The following is a 17,298-nucleotide window of genomic DNA, read 5'->3' on the forward strand; positions in this document are numbered from 1 at the left end:
ACCTGACCGTCAGCGGTGACCCTATACCTCTGCGTCACGACGTGCCCAGCGTCCCTTCCGGATCCGTTCACCCGTTGCCTGCTCGGCGATCGCATCCGTGTAGATCCTCTCCGTGGCCGCGAGATCGCGTTCCGGGGTGAAGCGGTCCAGGTAGACCTGCCGCGCACGCTGGCCGAAGGCTACCGAAGTCGCCGGATCCGTCACCAGCCCGAGCGCCTTGCGTAAACCCTCCGGATCACCCGGCTCGGCCAGCGCCCCGGTCTCACCGTCGTCCACCAGCTCCGCCAGCGCGCCGAGCCGGGACGCGACCACCGGAACGCCGTGCGCGAACGCCTCCACCACCACGAGTCCGAAGGTCTCATACGAACGCGCCGGTACGACGACGGCGCGCGCGGATCGCAGCACATCCATGCAATCCGCCCACGGTAGTTGACCAAGTACCTGAATCGACAGGTCTTCGCGGGCCCGCTCCTCGGCCTCGGCGCGCAGTGGACCGTCCCCGATCACCACCAGCCGGCCGAGCGAGGAATCCCAGGCCCGCAACAGATCTGCGAACCCCTTGTCCTCGACCAACCGGCCGAGGAACACCACCGCATCCCCGGGCCCGGTCCGGACCTGACCGTCGTGCGGCACCGCATGCGGTTTCACGACGATCCGGTCCGCGTCGAAACCATGAGCGACGTACCGCTCGCGCACGAACTCCGACGGCGCGATCAGCTTGGTGACGTAACGCTGCCAGGTATGCAAGGTGTTGTGGAGGCCGATGCTGGTTGCCAGCGGCAGCGTCTGCACCCGGGACTCGCGGTAGCAGCTGTGCCGCACACTGGCCAACGGAAGCTTGCCGACACAGGAGTCACAAGGACCACCGTCGCGTTGCAGTACGGCGTTCGCACACATCAGCCGGAAGTTGTGCAGGGTGGCCACCACCGGCAGCCCCAACCGGTACGCCGCGCGCAGGACCGAGGGGCTGAAGAGCGGGAAGGTGTTGTGCACATGCACCACATCGGGCCGGTTCGCTTGCAATAGCTGTGTTAAATCGCGTTCGGCCGAAAATGACCATACGGAGCGAAACGGTAACAATGCGCGATCTTTTCGGCCCATCTCGGCGATGTCGTCGCTGTTCCGAGCGTAAAGGTCGATCTCATGTCCTGAGTTACCCAGCAAATCAACCGTTTGGGCGACGACAGTGTTCTCGCCGCTGGGTTGACCACTCCGGTAACGGTTGTGCAACATGGCGACCCGCATGGCACTACCTTAAGTCTCGCGGTGGCTACGCCTGGTGTATCCAGGCCGGTGTCGAACCGCAACCCCGGAGGGTTCCTTGAGCAGTAAGCGCTCTACGGCGTGGTTCGCAGCGTTCATCGCTGCGGCCGTCGCGGTCGTTACGGTCGCCCTCCCGGTGATCGCACACGAGAACAACGCCACAAGTGCCGTGAAGTCACGCACGAATTCGGATCCCTCGATCGCGCGCGGCAAGGTGCCCACCCACCAGGCTTCCAAGCCCGGCACCAACCACTCTTCGCCGAAGGGCACGCCGAGTGCGCGGCCGTCTTCGAAGAAGCCGGTGCCGTCGAAGCCGGCCGCCAAGCCCACGGTGCCTGTTCCTCCGGTCACGGCTCCGACGGTTCCCGCGATCGACCAGGGTTCGGCCGGTCCCGCTCTCGCGGGTCCTTGCCGCGGCGTGTCGATCGAGCCGGGCGACGACGCGGCCAAGGTCGTCAGCGCGGCAGCAGCCGGTACGACGTTCTGCTTCGCGGCCGGCGTCCACCGGATCGGCACGACGATCCGGCCGAAGGCCAACCAGGTGCTGGCGAGCGCGGATCGCGCCGTACTGACCGGGTCGGTGCCGTTGACCGGGTGGACCCGCGACGGTGATCGCTGGGTGGTGCGCGGGGTGCTGCCGGCGGCGTACGGGAAGTCCGGGCAGTGTGAGGACAACAAGGCGAACATCTGCCATCTGCGGGAGCAGCTCTTCCTCGACGGAGCGCACCTGACCCGAGTCGCGAGCCTGAGCTCGGTGGCACCGGGGACGTTCTACGCCGACTACGCCGCCGATGCCGTGTACCTCGGCAGCGACCCGGCCGGGCACTCGGTCGAGATGTCGAAGACCGCGACAGCGATCGAGTCCGGAGCGACCGGCGTGGTCGTGCGCGGGCTGACCATCGAGCACTTCGCCAGCGCTCCGCAGGCCGGTGCACTGGTGTCCGGCCCGGAGTGGAAGGTGACCGCGAACGACGTCCGCTGGAACCACGCGGTCGGCGTGATGCTGGTCAAGGCGAACAAGACCAAGGTGGACAAGAACCTGATCCACCACAACGGCCAGCTCGGCCTGGGTCAGTACAGCTCGGCCGATGCGGCCGTGACCCGCAACGTGATCAGCGAGAACAACACCGACGGTTTCTGGGTCGCCGACTGGGAGTCCGGCGGGATCAAGTCGACCCGCTCCTCCGGCACGGTCAGCGGCAACCTGATCAAGGCCAACCGCGGCGTCGGCATGTGGGCCGATGTCGCCGACGACGGCCGGGTGATCAGCGGCAACAAGATCATCGGTAACGCGGCCGACGGGATCCGCTACGAGATCAGCCGCAACGGCGTGATCGAGAACAACACCATCACCGGCAACGGATTCGGTACCGGGCGCGGTTCCGGTACGTCGCTGTGGGACGGCGGCGGAATCAACGTGAACACGTCGACCGGCGTGACGATCCGGGGCAACTCGGTCTCCGGCAACGTCAACGGGATCACCATCCAGTCCCGCACCCGCGGTGTCGGACCCTGGGGCGCCTACGTCCTGCGCGACATCGAGGTCACCGGAAACACCGTGACGATGACCGGCGGCACGCAGGCGACCGGCATGGTGCAGAACACCGCGTCCCCGGTCCCGGCGGGCGAGGTCGTGTTCTCGGCCAACAAGTACGTGCTGGACGCGCTCGGGGCCAAGCGGTTCGCCAGGTTCGGCACCAAGCTGACCGCCGACGGCTGGCAGAACGCCGGCCTGGACGCCGTCAGCACCTTCCTGGCGAACTGAACAACTACTGTTCGCAACCGATTTCGCGCTGTGTGATCGATGCCCTCTGCAACGTCTGTAAATTTGGTGCATAAAGCAACGAATAAGGGTTGCAACGGCTACCCGACGTAGTACGCTGCTGACTTGAAGTCGCGCCTTGGGGGGTGCGCCGAGGAACTACGTTGCCCCCCGGAGGCTCCTCAGTGAAACCACCGCTCACCGTTCTCGCAGTAGTTGCCACCGGCACCCTGACCGCTGCCCTGCTGGCCCCCCAGGCCCTCGGCACCCCAGGCCCCGCCCCGGCCGGCCCCGTCGGCATCCGCCTACCCGACGACGCCGGCCCCGGCGCGAGCCACGGCGGTGGCACGCCCCGCCCCACCGCGGAACTCCTGAGCGCCCACCCCGGCGCTGAGCAGGCCTATCTCGGAGACGCCGCGCACCACTCCATCGGCCCCACCTCAGGTGAACCCCAGGCGTACCTCCCCTCAGGCGAGCACCTCCCCTCGGGGGAAGACGCCGAGGGCTACCCCCCGGCCGCTGACCCCGCACAGCTCAATCCCGGCGGCCCCACCTACTTCACCCCGGACGACGCACAGCTCGCTTCCGACGAAGGCTCGGCCGATTTCCCGTCCGTCGACGACCTGCTCGCCGTCCGCCCGGCCGACGACCCCACCGCGACGCCCACGCCCGGCCCGACCACCCCAACGCCGACGACTTCCCCGACCACTCCCCCTCCGACGACTCCTGCATGCTCCGGGGTACAGATCACTCCGCAGGACGACGCGGCCAAGCTGGTGGCGAGCGCTCCGGCCGGGACGACGTTCTGCTTCAGCAAAGGTCTGCACCGGATCAGCTCGACCATCGCGCCGAAGGCCAACCAGGTGCTCACCGGCGAAACCGGTGCAGTACTGACCGGATCGGTTCCACTCACCCAGTGGGCGGCGAACGGTGACGACTGGGTGACCACGGGCGTCCTCCCCCCGGCGTACGGGCAAACCGGGCAGTGCGAGGACAACGTGGCGAACATCTGCTACCTCCGCGAACAGGTGTTCCTGGACGGCAAGCACCTGACCCGCGTCGCCTCCCGCGACAAAGTTGCCGCCGGCACCTTCTACGCCGACTACACCGCGAACGCCGTCTACCTCGGCACCGATCCACGCAAGCGTGCGGTCGAGATGTCGAAGACCGCCACCGCGATCGCCTCCAACGCGGCCGGAGTCACAGTCCGCGACCTGACGATCGAACACTTCGCCACCCCACCGCAGGGCGGCGCACTCCAGCTCGGCCCGAAGTGGCACGTCTCCGGCAACGAGGTCCGCTGGAACCACGCCGTCGGCGTCATGCTGGTGAACGCGGACGGCGCGATCCTGGAGAAGAACAGCATCCACCACAACGGCCAGCTCGGCGTCGGCCAGTACAGCACCGTCAACGGCACCATCGCCGACAACGACGTCCGCGGCAACAACACCGACGGCTTCTGGATCGCCGACTGGGAGTCCGGCGGTATCAAGACCACCTGGTCGAACGGCGGGTCCGTCACCGGCAACCTGATCAAGGAGAACCGCGGCGTCGGGCTGTGGAGCGACGCGTACGACGACAACCGGACCTTCAGCGACAACACGATCGTCGACAACGCGGCCGACGGCATCCGCTTCGAGATCGGCCGCAACGGCGTGATCGAGAAGAACCTGGTCACCGGCAACGGCCACGGCACCGGCCGCGGCTCCGGCAAGTCCCTGTGGGACGGCGGCGGCATCAACGTCAACACCTCGTCGAACGTCGCCGTCCGCGACAACGTCGTGGCGAACAACGTGAACGGCATCGCCATCCAGTCCCGCACCCGCGGCTCCGGCCCCTGGGGCGTCAACGTACTCCGCGACATCACCGTCACCGGCAACCTGATCACCATGCGCGGCGGCACCAGCGCCACCGGCATGGTCCAGAACTCCGGCGCCGTCATCCCCACCGGCGAGGTAACCCTCGACAAGAACACCTACCGCCTCGACAGCCTCACCTCCACCCGCTTCCAGAAAACCGGCCGCTGGTACACAGCCCGCCAATGGCAGCAACAAGGCCTAGACACCACCAGCACCTTCACCCAAAACCGCCTCCCCCCACCCCGCTAACCCCACCTTCGCCACCGCGACGGCGGGCCAAGGCGGACCCGAGCCACCCACCAATACCCTCACCCAGCCCATTCCAGGCCGGCTCCCCGCGTGGCGCGACAAGAGCTGACCGAGTTAGTGGGTGCTGGCCGTCCGCCCACACAAGCCGACCACCAGCCGCCACACCCCAACTCCGGACGCCCAGGCCATCACAACCGAGCTCTCCAAACCAACCCACGCCTGAACGCACCTCCTGAAGTGCAGTTGTGATGGCCCACCGGTCCGCCCGTCAACGCGGAAGCTCCTCCCCCTCACCCCGTGCACCTTCAGCCGAGGCTCGGCTGAAGGTGCGCCCAAGCGCCAACGTCCAAAGGCGTAGCCGGGCGTCTTCTCGGACGCGAGCTCCCCGGCCGAGCCCAGCCGCCGGTCCTGGCACCGGCGCCCCACGCAGTCCTGCTGCCGCCCGGTGACAGCAGAACTCTGTGAATCTCAACGTCCCCCGAGGCAAGCCGGCTGCCGAGGGTGTGAACAGGAACTGGTGGTCTGAGACAAGCAATTACCTGTTCAAGCCCTCACCCAGATCTGCCCGCCCCCGCAAACTGGCCCGCCCCGGCCGGCGGGCGGGTCGTTTGGCGGTGACGGGGTGGCCAATTGACGGGTTGGGAAGCACTTCGGCCCATGCATGGCCGACGCTCACTCCACGCCGGGGCCGGCCCGCAATCGGCAGCGCCTCAACGGGCTGATCTGCTGTTCTTCACCACCACGACAGGGCGCCCGCACGATCTCGTCAACCACCGACGGCAACCACCCCCCCCAGCCCCGCACGACCAGACCCCCACCCCGCACGCCCATCGGGTCACCCTGCGAACCGGTCAAGAAGACCGGGCTAGGCAGCAATCCGGACGGACGCCCACGGGGCCGGGTGTGAGGGCCGGGGTGTGAGGGTCGGAGGATGCGGGTTAGGGGGTGGTTAGGGCGGTTACGTGGGTGATTAGGAGGGCTCGGAAGGGGGTGGAGGTGGCTAGGGCGGGGGTGAAGATCGTGGTGATGGGGAGGAGGGCGTCGACTATGGCTGTGGGGGTGGTGGCGTTGGCCAGGGCTTTGGTCAGGAGGGGGGCTTGGGGGTCGTCGAGGGTAGGGGTGGTTTTGGCGTAGACCATCCAGGCGGCTACGGCGAGGGCCAGGGTGGTGGGTTCGGCGCCGGTGGCTAGGCGGTCTTCTACTGTGCCTAGGAGGCGGACGGGGAGTTTGACCGAACCGTCCATGGCGATCTGGGTGGTGCGGTGCTTCAGGGCCGGGTTGGCGAAGCGCTCCAGGACGGTGGCGCCGTACGACGGGAGGTCGAGACCGTCGGGTGGGGTGAGGGTGGGGATGACGTCTTCGGTGATCAGGGTGTGTGCGAGGGCGGCCAGCTCATCGTCGCGGACTGCTTCGGCGATGGTCTCGTAGCCGCGGAGGGCGCCGAGGTAGGCGAGCATCGAGTGGGTGGCGTTGAGGATGCGGAGCTTCGCTTGCTCCCAGGGCGCCACGTCACCGGTGAGTACTGCGCCGCCCTGCTCCCAGGCCGGGCGCGCGCCAGCGAAGTCGTCCTCGATGATCCATTGCAGGAACGGCTCCGCGACCACAACCGCTTCGTCGCGTACGCCGAGCAGTCGCGCAGCGTCGTCGCGATCGGCATCGGTGGTCGCGGGAACGATGCGATCCACCATGCTCGCGGGGAACCGGGATGCCTCGAACACCTCAGGCACCTTGCCGAGCGCTTCGAAGTACTCCGCGACGAGCCGGCGCAAGAAGGGGCCGTTGGCTACCAAGTTGTCGCAGGAGACGATCGTCAGCGGCTCGTTGCGACGAGCCAGCGCGGCGGCCAGCTGACCGACGACTGTCCGCGGTGGCCTGCCGGTGAGGTCGGCCTGGATCTCCGGGTCGTCCAGATCGAGCGCGCCGTTCTTGGCGCGGTAACCCTTCTCGGTCACCGTCAGCGTCACGACCGAGACCGCGGGGTCGGCGATTCGCGCGACGACCGCCTCCGGGTCCTCCGGCGCGGTGAGCACCTCTCGAATGCTCCCGATCACCTGGACCGTCGGATCGCCGGCACCACGCTCGAGAACGGCGTACAGGCCGTCCTGTGGGGCCAACTGCTCGCGGACGGTGGCTGAGCGTTGGCTGACGCCGGTGATGCCCCAGCGGGTGTCACCGGTCAGTGCTGCCGCGCGCTCGGTGATCACGGCTTGGTGGGCGCGGTGGAAGGCACCGAGGCCGAGGTGCACGACGCCGACCGAGAGGGATCGCGGATCGACGGCGGGTGCGACGGGGAGGTGGGCGAGACTCAACCTGTTCACGAGGTGACCTCTTTCAGCCTTTGGGGGACGGTGCCGGGCCGGTGGAGTTGCGGACGATCAGCTCGCCGGTCAGTGCGTTGCTCCGGCGGAGCGGTGGTAGGGCCTCCGGCATCGTGATCAGCCCGATCAGCGTCTCGACGGCGATCTGGCCGGCTCGTTGCTGCGGCAGGCGGATCGTGCTGAGCGCCGGGATCGCCATCCGGGACATTTCGACGTCGTCGACCCCGAGCACGCTGAGGTCGTCCGGCACCGAGATCCCCCGGGCATGCAGGCGGGACAGCAGACCGATCGCGATCAGGTCGTTGTAGGTGACCACGGCGGTCGCCTCGGTGGCGACGACCTGATCCGCCGCGGCGACACCGCCCTCGTAGGTGGGCGCGAAGCTGCCGACCTCGATCAGCTCGACGTCCCGGGCCGTGGCGGCGGCGCGCAGACCGGCAGTGCGGTGCTGGCTCGACCACGACGCCTCCGGACCGCTGACCCAGGCGATCCGGCGGTGCCCGAGCGCGACCAGGTGTGCCATCGCCTGCCGCATCGCGTCCTCGTCGTCGAAGATGATGCCGGTGATGCCGCGGACGCCCCGGTTGATCAGGACGACGTTCGTCTCCTCGGCGATCGCGGAGAGGTCTTCAGCGCTCGAGCGCGGTGAGCAGAGGATCAGGCCGTCGACCTGTTTGGCCAGGGCCCGGAACAGGCGTGCCTCGACCGCGGGCTCCTCGTCGGTGTCGGCGACGAAGACCGCGACGTCGTCCTGGCGGGCCCGGGCCTGGACGCCCTTGACCACACTGGCGAAGAACGGGTTGGCGACATCGGGGACGACGAGGCCGACATTCCCCGTGCGGCCGGTGATGAGGCCGCGGGCGGCCCGGTTCGGCTCGTAGCGGAGCCGTTCGACGGCGACAGCCACCCGGGCACGGGTGTCCACATTCACCATGTCCGGCATCGAGAGCGCGCGGGACACGGTGGACGGAGACACCCCGGCGAGCCGGGCCACATCACGAAGCGTCGCGGTCATCGCCACCTCCTCCAGCCGGAATCGCCTCAGTCTGCAATCCGTTGCAGCACCCTGTCAAATCGTCCGTTGTGGACACCGATTTGCCTTGTCAGCAAAGGGCTGCAATCCTTTGCGGTATTCGTCGCAGCCGATCATCGCAGTCGAGGAGGCCCTCATGCCCAAGGCCCTGCAGCCCCATCCCGATCGCGCCCTGCCGGCCGGTGAGTCACGTGACCTGGCCCGCCGGATCCACGCATCGACGAAGGATCTGCCACTGCTGTGCCTGCACGGGCACGTCGACATCAGCTTGTTCGCGGCCGATGCACCGTTCGGCAACCCGGCCGAGCTGCTGGTGATCCCGGACCACTACGTCACCCGGATGCTCGTCTCGCAGGGCGTCGCACCGGATCGGCTGGGTCTCCCCCGCCGCAACGGCACGCGCACGGCCGACCCGCGGGAGGTCTGGCGCGAGTTCTGTGCACATTGGCACCTCTTCCGCGGCACGCCGAGTCGGTACTGGCTGGAGCACGAGTTCGCCGAGGTGCTCGGGCTGTCCGTTCACCCGTCAGCTGAGACCGCCGACGAGCTGTACGACCAGATCTCCGCGCGGATCGCCGAGCCCGACTTCCGTCCGCGGGCGCTGCTCGACCGGTTCCGGATCGAGCTGCTGTCCACGACCGACGCCGCGACCGACGACCTCGCCCTGCACGCACAGGTCGAGGCAGAGCTACCCGGCCGGGTGATCCCGACCTTCCGGCCCGATGCCGTCGTCCACCTCGACCGGCCCGGCTGGAGTCACCTGGCCGAGCAGCTCGGCCAACTCGCCGAGACCGACACCTCGACGTACGGCGGCTATCTGGAGGCGATCCGGAAGCGGCGGCAAGTCTTCGTGCAGGCAGGGGCCAGAGCGACCGACCACGGGCATTTCAGCGCCGCGGCGACACCGCTGTCCGACGCGGAGGCCGAGCGGATCTACGCCGACGCACTCAAGGGTCAGGTGTCGGCCGAGGATGCGGCGGTGTTCGCCGGGCACATGCTGTTCCAGTCGGCGGTGATGTCGGCCGAGGACGGGCTGGTCATGCAGCTACACCCCGGCGTGCTGCGGGACCACGATCCGGCGATCCATGCGACGTACGGGCCGGATCAGGGGCACGACATCCCGGTGACGACCGAGTTCACCCGGTCGTTGCGGCCGCTGCTCGAGCGGTTCGGGCATGCGGAGGGCTTCCGGATCGTGCTGTTCACCGTGGACGAGACGACGTACTCGCGGGAGCTCGCGCCGCTCGCCGGTGTGTATCCGGCGGTCCGGCTGGGAGCGCCCTGGTGGTTCCTGGACAGTCCTGGTGGGATGCGACGCTTCCGGGAGCTGGTGACCGAGACGGCCGGTTTCTACAACACCTCCGGCTTCGTCGACGACACCCGTGCGTACCTGTCGATTCCGGCCCGGCACGACCTCGCCAGACGGATCGACGCGGGCTATCTGGCCGACCTGGTCGTGCAGCACCGGCTGGACGAGGAGGACGCATTCGAGGTCGCGCAGGACCTGGCCTACAACCTCGCCAAGGACACCTACCTGAGCTAGCGGTAGTCTCCACCAGATCTTGCGGTGTCAGATCCTGGGGCTGGGTGGGCTGGGTGGGTTGGAAGGAACGGTCGATGAGGCGTCGGGTCATCGTGGGTCAGCGTGATCGGCGGTGGGCCGGGTACCGCGGCGTCCCCCTTCGATCGGCAGCTATGGCAGCCGGGTTCGCGTTGCTGCTCAGTGGATGCACGAGCGGCGACGGGCCCGGGACGGCCGGCCCGGTGACGACGACCGTGACCGTGCCGACCGAGCCACCGGCTGCGGCGGCCGCCGTGCTCGGACCGACGGGACCTAGTACGGCGAAGGCGTGTAGCGGTGTGGAGATTCCGGTTGGAGCGGACCCGCAGCAGGTGATCGGCGAGCACCCGGCCGGGACGACGTACTGCTTCGCGAAGGGGCTGCACCGGATCGGCAAGCCGATCGAACCGCGTGAGGGCGACAGGTTCGGTGGTGGGCCGGGCGTCGTACTCACGGGCTCGAAGCAGCTGACCGGCTGGGCGCGCGAGGGCGATCGTTGGGTGGTGCGCGGGGTCCTGCCGGCGGCGTACCCGCTCAAGGGGCAGTGCGAGGACAACCGGGCCAATCCCTGTCAGCGCGGCGAGCAGCTGTTCGTCGACGGTCGACACCTCACCCGGGTGATGAGGCCATCGGACCTGCAGCCGGGGACGTTCTACGGCGACTACGCCGCCAATGCGGTGTACGTCGCCGATGACCCGAGCGGCCGTGCTGTCGAGATGTCGCGGACGACCGCCGCGTTCGTGAGCAGCGCTGAGCGGGTCACCGTTACCGGGCTGACGATCGAGCACTTCGCGTCACGCCCGCAGGGCGGGGCGCTGGAGGCCGGCCGCGGCTGGCGCATCACCGGGAACGAGGTGCGCTGGAACCATGCGGTCGGCGTGATGCTGATCGAGGCCGACGGCGCGCAGGTCAGCCGGAACACGATCGCCGACAACGGCCAGCTCGGTCTCGGGCAGTACAAGTCGGCCGACGCGCGGGTGACCGCGAATCTGGTCACCCGCAACAACACCGACGGGTTCTGGATCGCCGACTGGGAGTCCGGTGGGATCAAATCCACCCGGTCGTCCGGCGAGGTCTCCGGGAACGACATCATCGGCAACCGCGGTGTCGGTCTGTGGAGCGACATCGCCGAGTACGACCGCCGGATCAGCGCGAACCGGATCCGGGACAACGCGGCCGACGGGATCCGGTACGAGATCAGCTACGCCGGCGTGATCGAGAAGAACGTTGTCGAGGGCAACGGGTTCGGTACCGGCCGGGGTTCCGGCGGGAGCCTGTGGGACGGCGGTGGGATCAACGTGAACACCTCCGCCGGTGTGCAGGTCCGCGGCAATCTGGTGAAGGACAACCGCAACGGGATCTCGATCCAGTCCCGTACCCGCGGCGAGGGCCCGCGCGGGCGCTACGTGCTCAGCGACGTGATCGTGGAAGGCAACCTCATCGTCCTGAAGGACGACGGCTCCAGCACCGGCGTCGTCGAGAACAAGGCCTCCCCCACCACCTCCGGCGCCATCACCTTCCGCCGCAACAGCTACCGGCTCCCCGGCAGCACGCGCTTCGCCTACCGCGGCAAGTCCCTGACTTGGCCCCAATGGCAAGAAGCCGGCTTCGACCAAGACTCCGTCTCCAGCTAAAGGAGGCCGCCGGCCGAGGGCAGTTCACCGGGTGAGGGAGCTTGCTGGGTGAGGGAGCTTGCCGGGGGCGGGAAACTCACCGGGCCGGGGAGGTCGCCGGCCGAAAAGACGTTGCCGGGACGGGAAACTCACCAGGCCGGGGAGATCGCCAGCCGAAAGACGCTGCCGGGACCGGGAAACTCACCAGGCCGGGGAGCTCAGTGGGTGGGGGCGGTTGCTGGGGGGCGGGTGGGGCCTGGGCGGAAGGTGATTGGGGGTTTGGAGCGGTGGCGGATTCGGTCTGCGTCGCAGATTGCGGCGGCTACCAGGAGGTGGACGGTCATTGAGGAGAGGTCTGATAGGCCGCTCTCGTTCAATGATGCTGCGCTGACGTAACCCATTAGCAGGGCACCACAAGCCCGGATGTACGGCGTCGGTGCGCGCAGCACCGCGATCCAGGCCAGGAGCACCGCCAGCGCGACGATCGCCACCGCGAGCAGCCCGGTCTCCCAGTAGAGACCGAGCCAGCTGTTGTCGATGGCCATCACGTCGATATCGCCTTCACCACGCCGCAGCAGCACGCGTTTGTTGCCGAGACCGTGGCCGATGATCGCGGTCTGGATCGAGACCTTCTCGTCAAGCACGGCCTGCCAGCTCGTCGTACGGCCACTCAGTGAGCTGATCTGGCGGGTGCCCTGGCCGCGCAGCAGCCAGGTGTGTAGTGACCCGATGGTCAGGAAGGCCAAGCCGAGCAAAGCCGGTACGCCGAGGGTCGCGAGCCGGCCGAGCCACGTCTTCCGCGTGAGCAGCAGCGCGAGCACCAGACCGAAGGCGATCGCGGCAGCAGAGGTGCGGGTGCGGCTGGCCGCGATCAGGATGACGCCGAGACCGATCAGGCCTGCGGACGGTATCAGCGACAGCTTCTTGCAGATGAACCCGATCAGCGCCAGCCCGAGCATGATGGCGCCGACCTCGCCGACGCGCGGCGGCAGCATCGGGATGATGACGCCCTGCAGGCGATAGCCGGTACCGAAGGCGCTCAACGGTCGCCACGCCTGACTTGGCGCATACGCAAGGCTCAAGACCACAGTGATCGCCAGCAGAATGTGCGCCCAGAGATGAGCGCGGATCAGCCGCTCCGGCACCTGCACCAGCGGACGCCACAGCAGGAAGACCAGCACGAGGCCGATCAGGAACCGAGCCAGCCGAGTCAGCGGACCGAGCGGCTCGGCCAGCAGGAACGCCGTCGCGGTCGCGAACATCACGTACAGGACATAGAGGCTGCCGGTCGGGTTGACGCGCGTCCGGAAGCCGGGCTTGGTGGCGGCCAGTGCGATCAGGAAGATCGCACCGAGCAGCAACCCCTTCATCACGCTGTTGGTGGAGCCGGTCGTCCCCTGGGGTGCAGCGACCCGCGACGACCACGGCTGCACACCGAGCACGAACAGACACCACAGCATCAGCCAGAACCAGGCCGGCTTCTCCAGTGGCGTCTCGACCGTCCCCGGGACCGCCTGCGCCAGCCGGTCCCGCCGCGGACCCCAGCCACGCCCGACCCGGTACTCCGCTCCCCTCCGGAACAGCTCTGCGCCTCGTTGCATGGCGCAGTCAGCGGATGTGGGGGGTGGGAGATTCGGTCGGGGTGTAGTTGAGCGGGATGCCGAGCGTCTCGTCGTGGTCGGACGCACCGATCAGCACGACACCGAGGACCGGGGCGCCGGCGTAGTGCAGGGCCGCAGTGAGGCGGGCGACGTCCATCTCCTTGTCGTGGCCGACCTGCACCACGAGGACGGAGGCCTCGACGGCGGCGGCGAGCGGCGAGATGCCGTGCCGGCCGACCGCGGCGGGGCCGTGGATGACAACCGAGTAGCCCGGCGGGAGGTCGGCGATGATGCCCGGAACCAGCGACGGGCCGACCGCGGACGCCGTCTCCTCGTGGTTCAGGCCGGGAGGCAGGACGTAGAGGTCGGCGACGGTTCCGGGGCGGAAGAGCTTGCGGGCGCGGATCGCGCGGGTCGCGGCCGGTTCGACGACGAGGTCGGTCAGGCCCTCATGACCAGTCACGTGCGGGAGAACCGGCGTACCTTCGACGTCGGCGAGGACCAGCAGCGTCTCCCGGCCGTCGCGGGCGTTCGCCTCAGCCATCGCCAGCGCGATACCGGCCGCGTTCGGGCTCGTCGACGCCGAGACGACGAGCAGCGCGCCAGCGCCACCACCGGCGAAGCCGCGCGGGTTCAACTCACGACGTGCCAAGGCACCACTGGCCTCGGCGCCCAGCGCAGTGATCTCGTACTGCGGGAGCTCCGGTGCGGACCGGTGCCAGAAGCGCCGCCGGTTCCCCTCGGAGGCCGCGATCACCGGCGAGCTCGAGGCGCGCGCCGCCTGGTCGCGGGTCAGGATGTACGGCGTCAAGTGCGACCGCAGCAAGGCCAGACCGAACCCGAGCACCAGCCCGAGGATGCCGCCGACCAGGATGTCCCGCGCCACCATCGGCGATGAGGAGGCGGTGTCGGTCGTGGCCGGGGTCACCAGCTCACTCCCGGCGCCAACACCGGTCAGGGCCTTCCGCATGGCCGCCGCATCGTCAGCTGCCTGCCGGGCCTCGGTGGCCAGCCCGACCCGCTGGTCGCGCAGCTGGCTCGCAGTCTGGGTGTCGCCGCGTTGAACAGCCTCGTCGATCTGGCTGACCAGCGACCGCGACTGGGCAGTCGCTGTCTTCGCGCGGTCCTGCGCCTGGCTGGCCAGTGTGGTCAGCAGGGCCTTCGCAGCGTCGTTGCGCTGCTTCAAGTACGTCGTCGCGATCGCGTTCGCGCGTTGGACCGCCTGAGCCGCGGTCGGCCCGTCGGTGGTCACCAGATACGCGTTGTCGGTGACCGCCTTCACCCGGGTCACGGCGGTGAGGTCCTGGATGGTCTCGTCGGACGTCGGCAGCCCCAGCGACGCGGCGACCGTCCGCAGCAACCGCGGGCTGGCCATCACCCGCGCCTGGGTCTCAGCCGGCAGGTCCATGCCGAGCGGACCGGTCTTGTCGGTGCTGCTCGGCAGCTTCCCGACCAGTGCGGGCGGTACTGCCGGGCCGATGACGAGCTGGCTGGACGCCGTCCAGCGCTGGGTCTGGGACAGCGCGAAGACCGATGCCCCGATCAGACCGAGCACGATGCAGGCCATGATCAGCCACTTCTGCCGTAGCAGTGACTGAGCGGTTTCCCGCCAGACCACAGTGCCCGGTTCCATCCCTACCTCATTCCGTCGATCAGCGCCTCAGGATAGCTACGACGGCAAGGCGTGGCGAGTCGGTCTCGCAGAGTGCCCTACTCTCTTCTCCAAGGTCGCGGGGGCGCGTGAGGGACCGTTCATGTCCGAGGGGGACATCGCCGTATGAAGAGATGGTTCGTTGCGTCCGTCGCGGCAGCTGCCACAGCACTGGTCGCAGGGTCGCTGGTCTACGCACCCGCCGCTCAGAGCATCGAGGCCTCGCTGTCGGCCACCGACAGCCCGGTCTGGCAGACCAACGCCAGCGTGCAGGGTCTGACCGTCGCAGCCGGCAAGGCGTACGCCGGAGGCCGGTTCACCAGCGTTCGGCCACCAGGCGCGGCCGCCGGGACCAGCGAGGTCGCGCAGGCCTACCTGGCCGCGTTCGACCAGGGCACCGGCGCACTGGTCGGCTCGTTCACCCCTGTCCTCAACGACCAGGTGTACGCCGTGGCCGCGTCCGCCGACGGTTCCCGGATCTTCGTCGGCGGCGACTTCACCACGGTCGACGGCGTCACCCGGAACCGGATCGCCGCCTTCGACACCGCCACCGGCGCGCTCGTCGCGAGCTGGAAGCCGAGCGTCTCCTACCGGGTCAAGACGATCGCCGTCTCCGGCAACACCGTGTACTTCGGTGGTTCGTTCGGCCTCGTGAACGGCCAGGACCGGCCCCGCCTCGCCGCGGTGACCGCGGACACCGGCACGCTGCTGCCGTTCGCGCCGGCCGTCAACGGTGACGTGTACGCCGTGGCCGCGGCCGACGACGGCTCGAAGGTGTACGCCGGGGGCCAGTTCAGCCAGGTCAACGGCACCAGCCAGAACACCGTGGCCAGCCTCGACCCGGCGACCGGCGCGGCACTCCCCTTCCCCGGGGCGTCCGCCGTACCGCCTCCTAACGGCTCCTGCACGACTCGCGTGAAGTCGATCGACGCCAGCGGTGACACCGTCTACTTCGGGAACGGCGGTGACGGCAGTGGCTGCTTCGACGGCACCTGGGCCGCCGACATCGCGACCAACGAGCTGAAGTGGAAGAACCAGTGCCTCGGCGCGACCGAGACAGTCAAGGTCGTGAACGGCTGGCTCTACAAGGGCTCTCACGCCCACGACTGTGCGAACCAGGGCGCCGGCGGCTTCCCGCAGGGCTTCGGCTACCGCTTCCTGCTCAGCCAGAAGCTGACCGACGGCACCCTCGGACCGTGGTTCCCGAACACCAACGCCGGCGCGCCCACCGAGGTCGGACCGCTGGCGTTCGCGACCGGCGGCAGCGACCTGTGGGTCGGCGGCGACTTCACCACCTCGAACGGCCTCGCCCAGCAGGGCCTCACCCGCTTCACGAACGCGAGTCCGGGGGCCGCACCGGCGAAGCCGGCCAAGCTGACGCCGTACAGCGTCGAGCCGGGAACCGTGCAGATCCACTTCCCGACCGTGGTCGACAACGACGACAGCACGTTGACCTACCGCCTGCTCAAGGGCTTCAGCAACACCACCATCGCGACCTGGACCGCCAAGTCGACGCCTTGGGACCGCCCCTGGCTGCACTACACCGACACCGCTGTGACCCCGGGTGAGTCCACCAACTACCGGGTCGAGGTCACCGACGGTACGACGACGCTGCGCGGCAACTACTCCGACCCGGTGACAGTGGCTAGCGTGAAGTCGACGGCGTACGACCAGATCATCAGTTCCGACGGCCCGCAGGCGTACTGGCGCCTCGGCGAGCCCTCCGGTACGACGACCTCGGTCGACTCGTCCAGTCAGAGCAACAACGGCACCTTCACCGGTATGTCGCTCGGCGCGAGCGGTGCGATCGCCGGGAACACCGCTGCGTCCACCAGCTCGAGCAGTGGCCGGATGGTCGGCGAGAAGGCCTACAGCATGCCGCAGCAGTTCACTGTCGAGGCCTGGGTCAAGCAGAGCTCGACACGCGGCGGGCGCATCATCGGCTTCGGTAGCTCCAAGACCGGTAACAGCGTCGGTGGCGGCGACCGGATGCTCTACATGCGCTCGAACGGCGCGATCCTGTTCGGCGTCAACGACGGCTCCCAGCGGACCGTGACCAGCCCGTCGGGCAAGAACGACAACCAGTGGCACCACGTGGCCGGCACCTTCGACAACGGCCTGCTGAAGCTGTACGTCGACGGCATGCTGGTCGGCAGCACCAGCACCGGTACGGCGGCGCTGTACTACGGCTGGTGGCGGATCGGCTACGACAACACGAGCGCGTGGGCGGGCGGCGGGGCCACCCAGACCGGTCTCGGTCTCGACGAAGCGGCTGTCTACCCCTATGCCCTCAGCTCGGCGCAGGTGCAGGGCCACTACGCTGCTCGATGAGCATTCTGTCGGGGAGTTGTAGCACAAAGTCATAACGCGGAGGGGGGTCGGTTTCCA

At 68.6% G+C, this 17,298-nt stretch carries 10 protein-coding genes; 5 read left to right on the forward strand and 5 right to left on the reverse strand.

From position 1 onward, the window contains the following. Positions 1–21: 21 nt before the first annotated feature. Positions 22–1,245, reverse strand: coding sequence for a glycosyltransferase family 4 protein (locus ACFCV3_RS37685; RefSeq protein ID WP_376038909.1), 1,224 nt, complete (start codon positions 1,243–1,245; stop codon positions 22–24). 76 nt (positions 1,246–1,321) lie between these two features. On the opposite strand from ACFCV3_RS37685, the gene ACFCV3_RS37690 reads away from it, so the two are divergent. Both ACFCV3_RS37690 and ACFCV3_RS37695 read left to right on the forward strand, forming a co-directional pair. Then, positions 1,322–3,028, forward strand: coding sequence for a right-handed parallel beta-helix repeat-containing protein (locus ACFCV3_RS37690; protein ID WP_376038912.1), 1,707 nt, complete (start codon positions 1,322–1,324; stop codon positions 3,026–3,028). A gap of 182 nt (positions 3,029–3,210) precedes the next feature. Further along, entirely contained in the window at positions 3,211–5,133 is a 1,923-nt protein-coding gene (locus ACFCV3_RS37695) for a right-handed parallel beta-helix repeat-containing protein (RefSeq protein ID WP_376038914.1), read from the forward strand. A 938-nt stretch (positions 5,134–6,071) separates the two neighbouring features. Here the strand turns inward: ACFCV3_RS37695 and ACFCV3_RS37700 are convergent. Then, entirely contained in the window at positions 6,072–7,451 is a 1,380-nt protein-coding gene (locus ACFCV3_RS37700) for a mannitol dehydrogenase family protein (protein ID WP_376038916.1), read from the reverse strand. Positions 7,452–7,464: 13 nt separating this feature from the next. After that, on the reverse strand, positions 7,465–8,466 hold the full coding sequence (locus ACFCV3_RS37705) for a LacI family DNA-binding transcriptional regulator (RefSeq protein ID WP_376038918.1): 1,002 nt from the start codon (positions 8,464–8,466) through the stop codon (positions 7,465–7,467). A gap of 154 nt (positions 8,467–8,620) precedes the next feature. On the opposite strand from ACFCV3_RS37705, the gene uxaC reads away from it, so the two are divergent. Further along, entirely contained in the window at positions 8,621–10,027 is a 1,407-nt protein-coding gene (uxaC, locus tag ACFCV3_RS37710; protein ID WP_376038920.1) for a glucuronate isomerase, read from the forward strand. A gap of 74 nt (positions 10,028–10,101) precedes the next feature. Beyond that, a complete protein-coding gene (locus ACFCV3_RS37715) occupies positions 10,102–11,679 on the forward strand; it encodes a right-handed parallel beta-helix repeat-containing protein (protein ID WP_376038922.1) in 1,578 nt (525 codons plus the stop codon). 197 nt (positions 11,680–11,876) lie between these two features. Here the strand turns inward: ACFCV3_RS37715 and ACFCV3_RS37720 are convergent, their stop codons facing one another. Together ACFCV3_RS37720 and ACFCV3_RS37725 are read right to left on the reverse strand one after the other, a co-directional pair. Beyond that, entirely contained in the window at positions 11,877–13,259 is a 1,383-nt protein-coding gene (locus ACFCV3_RS37720; RefSeq protein WP_376038924.1) for an O-antigen ligase family protein, read from the reverse strand. A gap of 7 nt (positions 13,260–13,266) precedes the next feature. Next, the gene (locus ACFCV3_RS37725; protein ID WP_376038927.1) at positions 13,267–14,892 is read right to left on the reverse strand and encodes a Wzz/FepE/Etk N-terminal domain-containing protein; all 1,626 of its coding nucleotides are present in this window, start codon (positions 14,890–14,892) and stop codon (positions 13,267–13,269) included. A gap of 144 nt (positions 14,893–15,036) precedes the next feature. On the opposite strand from ACFCV3_RS37725, the gene ACFCV3_RS37730 reads away from it, so the two are divergent. Continuing rightward, positions 15,037–17,241, forward strand: coding sequence for a LamG-like jellyroll fold domain-containing protein (locus tag ACFCV3_RS37730; protein ID WP_376038929.1), 2,205 nt, complete (start codon positions 15,037–15,039; stop codon positions 17,239–17,241). The last annotated feature ends 57 nt before the right edge of the window (positions 17,242–17,298 follow it).

It is taken from the genome of Kribbella sp. NPDC056345 (assembly GCF_042262745.1).
In the GTDB taxonomy this organism is placed as follows: Bacteria; Actinomycetota; Actinomycetes; order Propionibacteriales; family Kribbellaceae; genus Kribbella.